Origin of the sequence: Rubrobacter calidifluminis (assembly GCF_028617075.1) — a bacterium.
GTDB lineage: Bacteria > Actinomycetota > Rubrobacteria > Rubrobacterales > Rubrobacteraceae > Rubrobacter_E > Rubrobacter_E calidifluminis.
On sequence record NZ_JAQKGV010000012.1, the window covers coordinates 37,010 to 49,194 of the forward strand.

Sequence of the window (12,185 nt, forward strand, 5' to 3'; positions counted from 1 at the left end):
CTTAAAACTCATCTGCTGGAGCGCAGCCTGAGCCTGAAGCCCACCCCCCAGAGCCCGTAGCGTTCCCTGAAGGCGTTCTTGAGATAGCGGACGTAGCTGTCGGGAATGTCCTTCGGCCTGGTGGCGAAAAGGGTGAACTCCGGCGGCCGCTCGCCGGTCTGCAGGGCGAAGCGCACCTTCACCCTCCGCGGCGGCGGGTTCTTCGCGGTGAGCTCCCGGACGAACTCCGCGACCTCGTGGGTCGGCACCCTGAGACCGTAAGCCCGGTGCAACCCGAGGGCGAGCTCGTACACCCCCTCGAGCCCGCTGCCTTCGAGCGCGGAGAGCGCCCTCACCGGCGGCTTGAGGTCGGTCATGCGTACCTCGAGCGTTCGTTCGATCTCTTTTATCCTCTCCTGCGGGACGAGGTCCCGCTTGTTGACTAGCACGCCGAAGGCCCTGCCAGCCTCCTGTATCTGGCGCGCGATCTGCAGGTCCCCGGAGACGAGCCCCTCGACCGCATCCACGAGCAGGAGCGAAACCTCCGATCTGCGGATCGCCTCGGCGCTGCGCAGCGCGGAGTAGTACTGCACGCCTCTTGCCCTGCGCGCGTTCCGGGCCACCCCCGCGGTGTCCAGCACCGAGAAGGTCTGCCCGTCGACCTCCAGCGTCCCCGCCACGACGTCGGTCGTCGTACCGGGCACCTCGGAGACGACGGCCCGCTCGGAGCCGAGCAGGCTGTTCAGCAGCGTACTCTTCCCGACGTTGGGACGGCCCACGATCGCGAGACGCGGATGTTCGGCCTCCTCTTCGCCGACAGCCTCGGGGAACAGCCCGACCACGACATCGAGCAGGTCCCCCACCCCTATGCCGTGCAGCGCGGAGATCGGATGCGGCTCCCCCTCCCCCAGAGAGTAGAACCCGTAGCGATCGGCGTCGTTCTGCGGGTCGTCGAGCTTGTTTACGGCGAGCACGACCGTAGATCCCATCCGGCGCAGCTCCCTCGCGATCACCGCATCGGCCTCCGTCACCCCGGTGCGCGAGTCGGTCAGGTGTATGACCACATCGGCCTCTTCGGCCGCGATCCTGCTCTGCAGCGTCACGAGCGCCTGCAGACCATCCGCCCCGTAGGGTTCCATTCCTCCGGTGTCGACGAGCACGAACTCCCTGCCGGCCCACTCGGCTCTCGCGTAGGTGCGGTCGCGCGTGGTGCCGGGCTCTTCTGCCACCACCGCCTGCCTGCGCCCGAGGATGCGGTTCACCAGGGTGCTCTTGCCCACGTTGGGAGCCCCGACCACGGCCACGACCGGAAGGTGGCTGCTCAACGCCACTCCCCCTTCTTTCCCGCCTCGGGGAGCCGGTAGATCTCACGCAACAACTCATCTGCGGCCTTCCGGTAGGCCTCGCGCCCCTTGAGATCCCGCGGTACGCTGATCGGCTCTCCGACGTAGGTGCGAAACCTCGCGCCCCGCAGCCGCGCGATCGGACCGGGCACCGGCCCCAGATACACCGGCAGGATCTTCGCCCCGCTGCGTGCCGCGAGCATGATGGCCCCGCTCTTGGCTTCGCGCGAGACGCCCTCGGTGCGGTGGGTGCCTTCGGGGAAGATACCCAGCGCCCACCCCTCCCCGAGCAGCCTGAGACCGGCACGCAGCGCGTTGTGCCCGCCACCCTGCCGGTCCACGGGGAAAGCGCCCACGAACCGGAAGAACCTACGGAAGGGGAAGACGAAGATCTCCTTCTTGGCCATCCACTGTATGCGCCGGGGAACGGCCATGCAGACGAAGAGAGGATCCAGGTACCTGGTGTGGTTCGCAGCGACGATGAGCGGCCCGCTCTCCGGCGTCCGCTCCTCCCACTCGCACTCGAACCCCACGGCCAGCCGGGCAGCCGCGACCACCACCCTCCGGAGCAGGCGGTACCTGCCCGACATCTCGACCCTGGGCATCCCCTCACCCCCCCGCGGAGGAGCCGCTGCGCCGGCGGGCTAGGGCCGTTATCTTCTCGACTACCTCCTCGAAGCCCATGTCCGTGGTGTCCAGCACCACCGCGTCCGGGGCGGGCCTGAGCGGGGCGCTCTCCCGCTCCGTATCCCGACGATCCCGCAGCATTATGGCCCGGCGCACTTCGTCGAGCTCGGACTCCATGCCGCTCTGCAACGCCCTCCGCCGGGCCCTCTCCTCCGTAGAGGCAGAGAGGAATACTTTCAGGTCGGCCTCGGGGAGAACCACCGTGCCTATGTCCCTCCCTTCCACCACAGCCCCACCCGCCCGCCGGGCCTCCTCCGCCGCCCTGCGCTGCACGGGCAGCAGGACCTCCCTCACTCCGGAGTGCACAGATACCCGGGACGCCACCCCGGAGACCTCGGGCGCGTGCAGCTCTTCTCCGGAGATCCACCTGCCGTCGTATCTCACCCCGCCGGGCGCCAGCTCCATCTTCCTGGCTATCCGAACCAGCCCCTCTTCGTCGGCGTGATCCACACCCTCCTCGAGAGCTACCAGCGCCACGGCACGGTAGACAGCACCGGTGCTTATGTCCACCACCCCAAGCCTGCGTGCCACCTCCCGGGCCACCGAGCTCTTGCCACTCCCGGCCGGCCCGTCTATAGCTATCAGAATTCCACCCATATACGAACCGGAAGTATAGCCGATGTACCCCACCCTAACCGCGTAGCCCCTCCAGCAACCCGAAGTACCCGGGCAGCGTCTTCGTGACGCACCCGGGATTCTCTATCCGGATACCCTCCGCCACCAGTCCAGCCACCGCAAACGACATCGCCATCCGGTGGTCGTCGTAGGTTCGGACCAGCCCCCTACGCAACCTCCTGTCCTTTCCGGGTATTATGCGTAAAGAATTCACTCTCTCTTCGACCCGGACGCCGAGTCGGGAGAGTTCGCGGGCGACGGCGGAGAGGCGGTCGGTCTCCTGGTGGCGGGTATGCCCGAGGCCGGTCATGGTGGTGGGGCGATCGGCGAAGGGGGCGATAGCGGCGAGGGTCATCATGGTATCTGAGATATCTCCCATATCGGCGTCGATACCACGCAGACGTTCGGGGCCCCGGACTTCGACCACGCCGGCGTCGAAGGCGACCTGGCATCCCATACGTTTGAGGAGGTGAACGAACCGGAGGTCACCCTGGATGGCATTGGGAGGCAGACCAGCGACCCGGATGCGCCCACCGGTCGCCGCGGCGACGGCGAAGAAGTAGGAGGCGGCCGAGGCGTCGGGTTCAACGGCGTAGTGACGCGCCCGGTAGGCACCGGGGGACACGCGGTATCCGCCTTCGAACGACTCGAGGGTGCCACCGAAGGAGCGCATCATGCGCGCCGTGATCTCCACGTAGGGTTTCGAGACGAGCTGTCCGCCCACCTTCAGCGAGAGGCCCTCCCTGGTGTAAGGCGCGGCGAGGAGGAGGCCGCTCAGGAACTGGCTGCTCTTATCGCCGGGGACGGTGACGGAGCCTCCGGGGATGCCACCGCCATGGACGACTATCGGGAAACGGCCTTCGTCCTCCTCGTAGTCGACGCGCACCCCGAGGGCGCGCAGGGCGTCAACGAGATCGGAGACGGGGCGCTCGCGCATCCTTGGGGTTCCATCAAGCCGGTAAACGCCCCGTCCCAGGGCCAGGAAGGGTGGAAGGAAACGGGCCACCGTCCCGGCGTTGCCCACGAAGATATCCGCCTTTCCCGCCGGGATCCTCCCGCCCAGCCCGACCACCTCCACCCTCCGACCCGGCACGTCGGCGAAGACTTCGAACCCCAGTTGCACGAGGGCTTGCATCAGCCAGAATGTGTCATCCGAGAAGAGGGGGTTCGAGATCGTTGAGCGGCCAGCAGCCAGGGCGGCCAGGATGAGCGCCCGGTTGGTTATGGACTTGGAGCCGGGCACCCCAACCTCCGCGTCCGGTGGCTTCTTCAGTGGTACGATCTCCAGCTCGTCCGGGAAATTTCCGCGCACGTCCTCGACGCCGAAGTCCCGTCCGGGGACGCCCTTTATCTCCCTCGCCACAGCTCCTCCACCTCCTCTCCGGTCAGTCGGCGGTACTCTCCCGGCGCGAGATCTCCGAGCCGCACCGGCCCCACCCTCACACGCTCCAGGTGGACGAGGTGAAGTCCCACGGCCTGGCAGGCCCTGCGTATTATGCGTTTACGGCCTTCATGGATGGTGAGGTGGAGGACGGTGCGGTGCCGCCCGCGGTGCAGGCGGGAGATCACGGGCGGGGCCATCGGACCGTCCTCGAGATCGGGCCCTGCGGCGAGAGCATGCAGCGCATCTTTGGGAACCGGGTTCTGCAGGGTGAGGCGATACTCTTTTTCGATCTCGTAGGAGGGGTGGGCTACGCGGTGAGCAAGCCTGCCGTCGTTGGTCATGACGATCAGGCCGGTCGTATCCGCGTCGAGCCGCCCCACGGGGACGAGACCGGGAATGGAGGGGACGAGCTCCGCGACCGTCGGCCTGCCCCGCTCGTCGGAGAGGGTGGTGATGTAACCCGCCGGTTTGTTGAGCGCCAGGTAGGCCCTGGTCTCCGGCAGGTGGACGGGTCTTCCGTCGAGGAGCACGGTGTCTCCAGGGGAGATCTTCATCCCCAGAGGGGCCACGCTTCCGTTGACCTGCACGCGCCCCTCCCTGATGAGGGCCTCCGCCTTACGCCGGGAGGGCGCGGCGCCGCTGCGGGCGAGGTAAGCCTGCAAACGCATCATTCCTTCCCCGGAGCCCGGTCTGTCAGCCGCTCGCGCACCCGCGCGAGCTCCTCCTCGCTCACCAGCTCCTCGAGGGGTGTGAAGTCCCCGCGCCCTTCGGCGGAGGTCGCGATGAGGAAATCCTCGGTGACGTCCAGCAGTGCCGGCGCCCCCGGGCTCTCCCCGTCGGTGCCCACCTCGGCGAGGAGGTTGCGTTCGATGAGGTGACGCACCACGGCGTCGGAGTTCACACCCCGCACGGAGGAGATGGCGCCACGCGTCATCGGCCCCAGGTAGAGCACACAGGAGAGCACCTCGTAGGCGGCGCCCGAGAGCGGCGCGGGACGGGCCTCACCGCGGAAGCGTTCGACCGCTCCCGCGCAGCGGGGGTTCGTCGCGAGTTGCCACCCTCCGGCCACCTGCCGCAGGACAATGCCGGAATTCTGCACGTCGTACTTGCCGGCGAGACGGGAGAGCGCCTGCTCCAGCTCATCCCGGTCAAGCCCGGTGGCCGAGAGAAGGGCCCGCTCGCCGATCGGCCTCCCACTCACCAGCAGCACGGCCTCTACGAGCACCGCGGGGTCCGGGCTCTCCATCACGCCGGCATTACCCTCAGGGGTCCGAAAGGCTCCTCCTGCAACAGGCGCACCTCGCCCTCGGAAGCGAGCGAGACCGCGGCCGCGAACGCCAGTGCCCGGCCGACGCGGTCCATGTCCCGCACGAGCTCCTCGTAGGAGAGTGGCCCTCCACCTTTGAGCAGAGCGTCCCGGATCAGGGACACAAGATCCCGCAGGCTCAGCGTTATCCGGTCGATGTGCGCCAGCGAGGGCTCCTCCAGCCTCGAGAACACGCGCCGCGCGGACACCTCAAGCCTCCTGCGGTCAATCCGCAGCATTCCCCTCCGGGGTTCGAGCGCGTGTCCCGTCGGGTGGTATCCCCAACCACGCTCGAAACGCCCCCTGAGATACTCAGCGCCCCGCTTCACCCTGAGGTAGGTGGATAGCCTCTGTGCCAGGTCCTCCGCGGAAACCTCCTCCCCGGCATCACCCGCCGGCTCCTCTAGGGCAGGGAAGAGAGAGTTGCTCTTGAGCAGGACGAGGGCCGCTGCAGAACCGGCGAACTCGGCGTCGCGCTCGAGGGCTCTCTCTCCCTCCGAGATACGCTCCCTCAGGTAGAGGGACACGAGGTCGCGCAGCGGGACCTCGAAGACGTCGATCTCCTGGTGGAGTATCAGGGCGAGGAGCCACTCGTACGGTCCGGAGTAGACCTCGATCTCGACGCTGAAGTCCGAAAGGGGGCGAGGAGATCCCGGATTCATCTCACCTCCCGGTGGAGGGGCAGAACTGAGGAGAGAGAATGATATTCCATGCCGCAGGCTCTGGCCAGCGAACGGCTCACCACGCTTCCCTCGGCGAGCGCCACGCCCACGCCGAGCCCCGGGTCGGAGTTGAGAGAGTCGGCCAGCCCGAGTCCCGCGATGCTGCGGACATAAGGGAGCAGGGCGTTGGAGAGGGCGTGGGTGGCCGTCACGGGCACGGTCGCGGGTACGTTCTTCACGCAGTAGTGGATCACGCCCTCCTCAACGAAGGTCGGGTCGTCGAGGGTGGTCGGACGGGAGGTCTCCACGCAACCACCGTAGTCGACGTCCACGTCGACTATGACGCTGCCGTCGCGCATGGCGGCGACCGTCCGGCGGCCGACCAGGTGAGGGGTCCTCGTCCCGGAGACGAAGACAGCCCCGATGAGGAGGTCCGCACGCGTCACCGCCTCCTCGACGTTCATCGCGTTCGCCGCCAGGGTGGTCACCCCCTCGGGGCTCATCTCCTCCAGGCGTCGCAGGCGATCGAGGTCCCGGTCCATCACGGTCACCTGGGCCCCGAGGCCGCTCGAGACTCTGGCGGCCACGGACCCCACGATCCCGCACCCAAGGATGACTACCCGGCCGGGCCGCACGCCGGTCGCGCCGCCGAGCAGGATCCCGCGGCCCCCCTCGTTCTTCTGCAGGTAGCGAGCCCCGATCTGAGGGACGAGGCGACCGGCGATCTCGCTCATCGGGGTCAGCACCGGCAGGCGTCCCCGGCGGTCGCGGATGCTCTCCAGGGCGACAGCGATGCAGCGAGAGTCGAGCAGAGCCCGCATGAGCTGCGGGTTGACCGGGAGGGAGAGGAAGGCCAGAAGGATGAGATCCTCCCTCAGGTAGGCGTACTCCTCGGGCGGCGGCCCCGAGACACGGGCGATGAGCTCCGCTCCCTCGTAGACCGAAGCGGCCTCCTTCAGGATGCGGGCGCCGGCCTCCCGGTAGCGGGTGTCCGGGATGTCGGCCCCCGCGCCAGCCCCGCGTTCGACCAGCACCAGATGGCCCACGCGCGTCAACTCGTAGACGGCGTGAGGATCGAGCGCGACCCGCGTCTCACCGGGGGCGCGTTCGCGCACGATCCCGATCCTCAAACCGCCACCCCCCTGCTTCCCCTGGCGAGCACACCCCCGGTGCTCCACACCCCGGCGACCTCCCAACCGTCCTGCAGCAGCATCCGGCGCAGCTCATCCAGAAGCGATCCCGTACCCAGACACAGGTCGGAGCCGGAACCCACGGGGGCGAGAGACGGCGCTTCCCGGGGCGAGAGCCCGCGGGACTCCAGCGAGCGGCAGAGTTCCAGGCGCCGGCTCCGGCTGAAGACTCTGGCCCCGGCGAGGCGTTCCGCCGCCATCTCGAGCATCGCCCCGGTGACGGCCGCAAGCGAGCTCACCCCGCGCAGCACCGAATCGAGCATCCCGGAGAGATCTCTCCGGTAGAAGGAGCGCAGCTCGCAGGCGATGTAGCCGGTCGTATCGGAGGTCATCCTGCACACCGCATGCAGGCTGCCACGGTCCGGCACCCCACGGCTCCAGGAGGAGAGGAGCCCATCCTCCCGCGGGGGCCTCTCCTGCCAGCGCAGGTTAGCGCGCAACAGCATCGCGCCCGGGGTGCGGCTCACCACGGTGCCCGGCGGCTCCTCCGGCAGCAGCAGCACCCTACCCCTCAGCGTCAGCCTCCCTCCCCACTCCTCGCCACCTCCGGCGAGAGGTGGCGCAGCCTGCCGCAGGCCCTGACGAAGCCCAGAAACAGCGGGTGCGGGCGCAGCGGGCGGCTCTTGAACTCCGGGTGGAACTGGCTCCCTATGAAGAAAGGGTGATCGGGGATCTCTGCCAGCTCGACCAGCCTGCCGTCCGGGGAGAGCCCGGAGAAGATCATCCCGGCTTCCTCCAACGCGCTCCGGTAGGCGTTGTTCACTTCGTAGCGGTGGCGGTGTCGTTCTCCGATGGTGCCACTGCCGTAGAGCGACTCGGCGAGCGTGCCGGGGACTATCCGGCAGGGGTAGTGGCCGAGACGCATGGTCCCACCCTTGTCGACGCCTATCTGGTCGGCCATGATGTCTATGACCGGGTGTGGAGTGTCTTCGTCGAACTCGGTCGAATCTGCCCCTTTGAGCCCGGCGACGTTGCGGGCGAACTCGATGACCGCGACCTGCATCCCCAGACACAGCCCGAGGAAGGGTTTGCCGCTTTCGCGGGCGTAACGGACGGCCTCGATCTTGCCCTCCACCCCGCGGCTGCCGAAGCCGGGGACGACGAGGACGCCGTCCGCCCCGCCCAGCAGCTCTCCGGCCGCCCGCTGGTCTGTTATCCTCTCCGCGTCTATCCAGTCCAGATCGGGCTTGAGCCCGCAGGCCACGCCCGCGTGCCCGAGCGCCTCGACGATGGAGATGTAGGCGTCCTGCAGCCGGGTGTATTTGCCGACTATCGCTATCCTCACGCTCTCTTCGAGGGAGGTCATCCTCTCCACCAGATCGCGCCAGCGGGCCAGGTTGGCGCGCGGGGCAGGCAGGCCAAGCTTCTCCAGGACCAGCTCGTCGAGCCCCTCGTCGTGCAGATCGAGCGGGATCGCGTAGAGCGAGGGGGCGTTGAGCGCCGGGATCACCGACTCGAAGTCCGCATCACCGAAGAGGGCGATCTTGCGCCTTATCTCCTCGCTTATCGGGCGGTCGGCGCGGCAGATGATGATGTCCGGGGAGATGCCTATCTCGCGCAACCGCTGCACGGAGTGCTGGGTCGGCTTGGTCTTCAGCTCCCCGGCGGCCTCGATGTAGGGGACGTAGGAGACGTGGACGTAGAGGACGTTCTTCCGGCCCACGTCGTTGCGGAACTGCCTTATCGCCTCCAGGAACGGCAGGCTCTCGATGTCTCCCACCGTGCCGCCGATCTCGGTGATGACGATGTCCCTGTCCTCGCCGAGGCGTCCGATCCTGCTTTTTATCTCGTTGGTTATGTGCGGGATCACCTGCACGGTCGCCCCCAGGTAGTCGCCCCGCCGCTCGCGCTGGATGACCTCCCAGTAGACGCTGCCGGTGGTGACGTTGGAGAGCCGGCCCAGGTTCTCGTCCAGGAAGCGCTCGTAGTGTCCCAGGTCCAGGTCGGTCTCGGCCCCGTCCTCGGTGACGAAGACCTCCCCGTGCTGGTAGGGGTTCATGGTACCCGGGTCGACGTTTATGTAGGGGTCGAACTTCTGCAGCGCCACCCTGTAACCCCGGCTCTTGAGGAGCATCCCCAGGGAGGCAGCGCTGGTCCCCTTACCTATGGAGGAGACCACCCCGCCGGTCACGAAGATGTACTTGGTATCGAAGTCCTCCATCATCACCTCACAACAGCTGTTTCCAACCGGCTCCCACGGCCGCCGGAGACCAACCCCCATCCTCCCGGGCGACCGGGACTACCACCTCTCGCGGGGAACGCGGGGTGACCACAGAGAAAGGGCCGTAGAGATCGCCGCCTTTGCATCGCCGTTCATGATAAGCCGGGAGGGTGAAAAATCAAAGGCTCTCCGTAGCCGCTCAGTACCCGAAGGCCAGCAGGGCCCCAGTGACGAGCAGCCCGAGGCCGCTCAGCAGATCCGGGCGCAGCGGCACGAAGCGCGAGAGGGCCCCGCCGAACTGGAGTCCCACGAGGGACATCAGGGCCGTGATGGCGCCGAAGATGCCGGCGGTGAGCGCAGCGGGGAAACCGAGCATGCCGAGTCCGGTCCCTGCGAGCAGGTTGTCGAGGCTCAGAGAGAGAGGGATGCCGAAGAGGGCCATGCGGTCATCGAGGTCTTCGGGTGCCTCGGTCTGCAGGCTGCGTACGACGAGGTACAGCCCGTAAACCACCAGCACGATCGGACCGACCTCCTCGGCCGCAGAACCCATCTCCCCCCCGAAGTAACTCCCGATGAAGAGGCCGACCAGCGGGGAGAGCCCGTCCCAGAACCCGAAGACCACCGCCGTTCTGAGCGCCCGGCGCCACCCGAGTCGGAAGGCCCCGAGCGCTATGGAGAGCCGGAAGTTGTCCAGGCTCAGGAAAAAGCCGAGGACGAAGAGGGAGAAGAGAGCCTGCGGGGCACCGGGAGAGCCGGCCTGTAAGAGGATCAGGGAGAACCCGACCATGCCCTACACCCTGTGGCCCTCGTAGGCGCGGGGGACGAACCCGTCGGGCTCCGGCTCTCTGCCGGTGGCCTGCACGGCCTCCTCCACGAGGCCGTGGTCGGGCGAGAGGTGGCAGACGGGGTCGGTGCGCGCTGCGTCGCCGGTGAGCAGGAAGGCTTGGCAACGGCAGCCGCCGAAATCGATCTCGCGACGGGGGCAGCTGCGGCAGGGCTCAGGCATCCAAGAGGTTCCCCGGAAGCGGTTGAAGATGGTCGACTCCTCCCAGATCCACTCCAGCGATCTCTCGCGCACGCTGGCCCTGGGGAGGGGCAGAATGTGCGCCGCAGGGCACGGCAGCACGTCACCGTTCGGGGTAACCGTCATCTGCCTCCGCCCCCAGCCACCCATACAGGGCTTGGGATACTCACTGTAATAGTCGGGGATGACGTAGACGATCTCCATCTTCCCGGAAAGCCGCTCGCGCGCGGCGCGTACCACCTCCTCGGCCCGATCGAGCTGTGCCCTGCTGGGCAGGAGCGACGCGCGGTTGAGCCAGGCCCATCCGTAGTACTGGGTGTTGGCAAGCTCCACCTGATCCGCCCCGAGATCTTCGGCCAGATCCAGGATGCTTCCGATCCTGTCGATGTTGTGCCGGTGGAGTACGACGTTCAGCGTCAGCGGCCAGCCCATCTCCTTGACCATGCGCGCCGCGGCGACTTTCTTCTCGTAAGACGGCGTCCCGGCTATGCGGTCGGAGAGAGAGGGCTCGTCGGCCTGGATGCTGATCTGGACGTGGTCGAGGCCGGCCTCCCGCAACTCGCAGGCCCTCCTTCTCGACAGGCCTATGGAGCTCGTGATGAGGTTGGTATAGAAGCCGAGTTCGCGGGCGCAGGCGACGATCTCGACGAGATCGCGTCTCTGAAGCGGCTCGCCACCCGAAAGGTGGAGCTGGAGTACCCCAAAGGAGCGCGCCTCACCGAGCACCCGCTTCCATTCGTCTGCTGTCAGCTCTTCACGGTAGTCCGAAAGGTTGAGCGGGTTCGAGCAGTAGGGACAGTGCAGCGGGCAGGCGTAGGTGAGCTCCGCCAGCATCCCGAAGGGTCTCTCATCCATCTTTCACCTCCACCAACCGCCGGGCGGCGAGCCGGGCGATGAAGTCACACACCTCCTCCTCGACCACGCGCTCGTACCGCTCGCGCAGCCTCTCGACTATCTCCCCGACCGTCCGCTCTCCATCACACAACTCGATGATCCGGGCACCGGTCTCGTTCAGGATCAGAACCCCCTCTGGCGAGAGCAACACCCTCTTTTCCCGCACGGGGTCCCACTGCGTGCGTGCCTGTCGGGCGAGGCGGGGCCTGCTGGTGCTCAGAACCTGCACGTCCACGGGTCTATCCATCCTCGGCTGGATACGCCTTTTCGATCGCGTCGAGCATACTCCAGAGAACATCGTTCTTGAAAGCGAGCGCATCCACCGCCCGCTGCTGTTGCTCCGGTGTCTTGCAGTACTCCAGGACCACCTCCAGCGCGTGCTCGGAGTCACGTGGGGCCTGCGAGAGGCGGGATCGAAAGTACGCGAGTCCCCCGGGGTCGATCCAGGTGTAGAACCGCTCGAAAGCCTCCAGGCGTTCGGCCATCAGATCCGGTGCGAACAGCTCGGTGAGCGAGGAGGCGACCGCCTCGGTCCACGGTCGGGTGCGGGCGAAGTTCACGTAGGCGTCGACGGCGAAGCGCACGCCGGGAACGACGTGCCGCTCGTCCCACACCTCCTCCCGCCCAAGCCCCACAGCTTCACCCAGGCGCAGCCAGGCCTCGATCCCTCCCTCCCCTTCGGACGTTCCATCGTGGTCGAGGACGCGACGGATCCAACGCCTGCGCACCCCGATGTCGGGACAGTTGGAGAGGATGGCCGCGTCCTTGCGCGGGATGTTCTTCTGATAGTAGAAACGGTTCGCCACCCAGCCCCGGATCTGACTTCGCCCCAGCTTCCCCTGGTTCATCGCCACGTGGAAGGGGTGCCGGCTGTGGTAGCGTTCCGACTGCGCGCGCAGAGCTTCGACGAAGCCACCCTTCTCCGATGCTTCCATCCCTT

Annotated in this window: 14 protein-coding genes; all 14 read right to left on the reverse strand. The window is 67.4% G+C overall.

All coding sequences use genetic code 11. The annotated features are described in order from the left end of the window. Positions 1-8: 8 nt before the first annotated feature. Entirely contained in the window at positions 9-1,304 is a 1,296-nt protein-coding gene (gene der / locus PJB24_RS10715) for a ribosome biogenesis GTPase Der (RefSeq protein ID WP_273845691.1), read from the reverse strand. After that, complete coding sequence (locus PJB24_RS10720; RefSeq protein ID WP_273845694.1) at positions 1,301-1,912, reverse strand: lysophospholipid acyltransferase family protein; 612 nt, start codon at positions 1,910-1,912, stop codon at positions 1,301-1,303. Before PJB24_RS10720 ends, der begins: the two co-directional genes overlap by 4 nt. 19 nt (positions 1,913-1,931) lie before the next feature. Next, positions 1,932-2,606, reverse strand: coding sequence for a (d)CMP kinase (cmk, locus tag PJB24_RS10725; protein ID WP_273845695.1), 675 nt, complete (start codon positions 2,604-2,606; stop codon positions 1,932-1,934). A 34-nt stretch (positions 2,607-2,640) separates the two neighbouring features. After that, on the reverse strand, positions 2,641-3,987 hold the full coding sequence (gene aroA, locus PJB24_RS10730) for a 3-phosphoshikimate 1-carboxyvinyltransferase (protein WP_273845697.1): 1,347 nt from the start codon (positions 3,985-3,987) through the stop codon (positions 2,641-2,643). Beyond that, complete coding sequence (locus PJB24_RS10735; protein WP_273845700.1) at positions 3,972-4,676, reverse strand: pseudouridine synthase; 705 nt, start codon at positions 4,674-4,676, stop codon at positions 3,972-3,974. Before PJB24_RS10735 ends, aroA begins: the two co-directional genes overlap by 16 nt. Further along, the gene (gene scpB / locus PJB24_RS10740) at positions 4,676-5,254 is read right to left on the reverse strand and encodes an SMC-Scp complex subunit ScpB (RefSeq protein ID WP_273845865.1); all 579 of its coding nucleotides are present in this window, start codon (positions 5,252-5,254) and stop codon (positions 4,676-4,678) included. Before scpB ends, PJB24_RS10735 begins: the two co-directional genes overlap by 1 nt. Then, positions 5,254-5,976: a segregation and condensation protein A gene (locus PJB24_RS10745; RefSeq protein WP_273845702.1), complete on the reverse strand. Its 723-nt coding sequence runs from the start codon at positions 5,974-5,976 to the stop codon at positions 5,254-5,256. Before PJB24_RS10745 ends, scpB begins: the two co-directional genes overlap by 1 nt. Further along, complete coding sequence (gene ald / locus PJB24_RS10750; RefSeq protein ID WP_273845704.1) at positions 5,973-7,106, reverse strand: alanine dehydrogenase; 1,134 nt, start codon at positions 7,104-7,106, stop codon at positions 5,973-5,975. The genes PJB24_RS10745 and ald overlap by 4 nt, the downstream gene beginning before the upstream one ends. Continuing rightward, on the reverse strand, positions 7,103-7,669 hold the full coding sequence (locus tag PJB24_RS10755) for a hypothetical protein (protein WP_273845706.1): 567 nt from the start codon (positions 7,667-7,669) through the stop codon (positions 7,103-7,105). Before PJB24_RS10755 ends, ald begins: the two co-directional genes overlap by 4 nt. A gap of 14 nt (positions 7,670-7,683) precedes the next feature. After that, a complete protein-coding gene (locus PJB24_RS10760) occupies positions 7,684-9,327 on the reverse strand; it encodes a CTP synthase (RefSeq protein WP_420541928.1) in 1,644 nt (547 codons plus the stop codon). Between the two features lie 199 nt (positions 9,328-9,526). Continuing rightward, positions 9,527-10,114, reverse strand: a complete 588-nt coding sequence (locus PJB24_RS10765) for a manganese efflux pump MntP (RefSeq protein WP_273845710.1) — start codon at positions 10,112-10,114, stop codon at positions 9,527-9,529. A 3-nt stretch (positions 10,115-10,117) separates the two neighbouring features. Continuing rightward, positions 10,118-11,206 (reverse strand): pyrroloquinoline quinone biosynthesis protein PqqE, encoded by a 1,089-nt coding sequence (gene pqqE, locus PJB24_RS10770; protein ID WP_273845712.1) that lies wholly within the window; start codon positions 11,204-11,206, stop codon positions 10,118-10,120. Continuing rightward, positions 11,199-11,480 carry a pyrroloquinoline quinone biosynthesis peptide chaperone PqqD gene (gene pqqD, locus PJB24_RS10775; RefSeq protein WP_273845714.1) on the reverse strand — a complete coding sequence of 94 codons (282 nt, stop codon included), beginning with the start codon at positions 11,478-11,480 and terminating at the stop codon, positions 11,199-11,201. The genes pqqE and pqqD overlap by 8 nt, the downstream gene beginning before the upstream one ends. Before the next feature lie 4 nt (positions 11,481-11,484). Beyond that, positions 11,485-12,180, reverse strand: a complete 696-nt coding sequence (pqqC, locus tag PJB24_RS10780; RefSeq protein ID WP_273845717.1) for a pyrroloquinoline-quinone synthase PqqC — start codon at positions 12,178-12,180, stop codon at positions 11,485-11,487. Positions 12,181-12,185 lie beyond the last annotated feature (5 nt).

Excerpts from the sequence above, each read along its gene's own strand:
- PJB24_RS10720 (WP_273845694.1), bottom strand. The coding sequence starts at position 1,912 with ATGTCGGGCAGGTACCGCCTGCTCCGGAGGGTGGTGGTCGCGGCTGCC.
- cmk (WP_273845695.1), bottom strand. The coding sequence starts at position 2,606 with ATGGGTGGAATTCTGATAGCTATAGACGGGCCGGCCGGGAGTGGCAAG.
- PJB24_RS10735 (WP_273845700.1), bottom strand. The coding sequence starts at position 4,676 with ATGCGTTTGCAGGCTTACCTCGCCCGCAGCGGCGCCGCGCCCTCCCGG.
- scpB (WP_273845865.1), bottom strand. The coding sequence starts at position 5,254 with ATGGAGAGCCCGGACCCCGCGGTGCTCGTAGAGGCCGTGCTGCTGGTG.
- PJB24_RS10745 (WP_273845702.1), bottom strand. The coding sequence starts at position 5,976 with ATGAATCCGGGATCTCCTCGCCCCCTTTCGGACTTCAGCGTCGAGATC.
- PJB24_RS10760 (WP_420541928.1), bottom strand. The coding sequence starts at position 9,327 with ATGGAGGACTTCGATACCAAGTACATCTTCGTGACCGGCGGGGTGGTC.
- PJB24_RS10765 (WP_273845710.1), bottom strand. The coding sequence starts at position 10,114 with ATGGTCGGGTTCTCCCTGATCCTCTTACAGGCCGGCTCTCCCGGTGCC.
- pqqE (WP_273845712.1), bottom strand. The coding sequence starts at position 11,206 with ATGGATGAGAGACCCTTCGGGATGCTGGCGGAGCTCACCTACGCCTGC.
- pqqC (WP_273845717.1), bottom strand. The coding sequence starts at position 12,180 with ATGGAAGCATCGGAGAAGGGTGGCTTCGTCGAAGCTCTGCGCGCGCAG.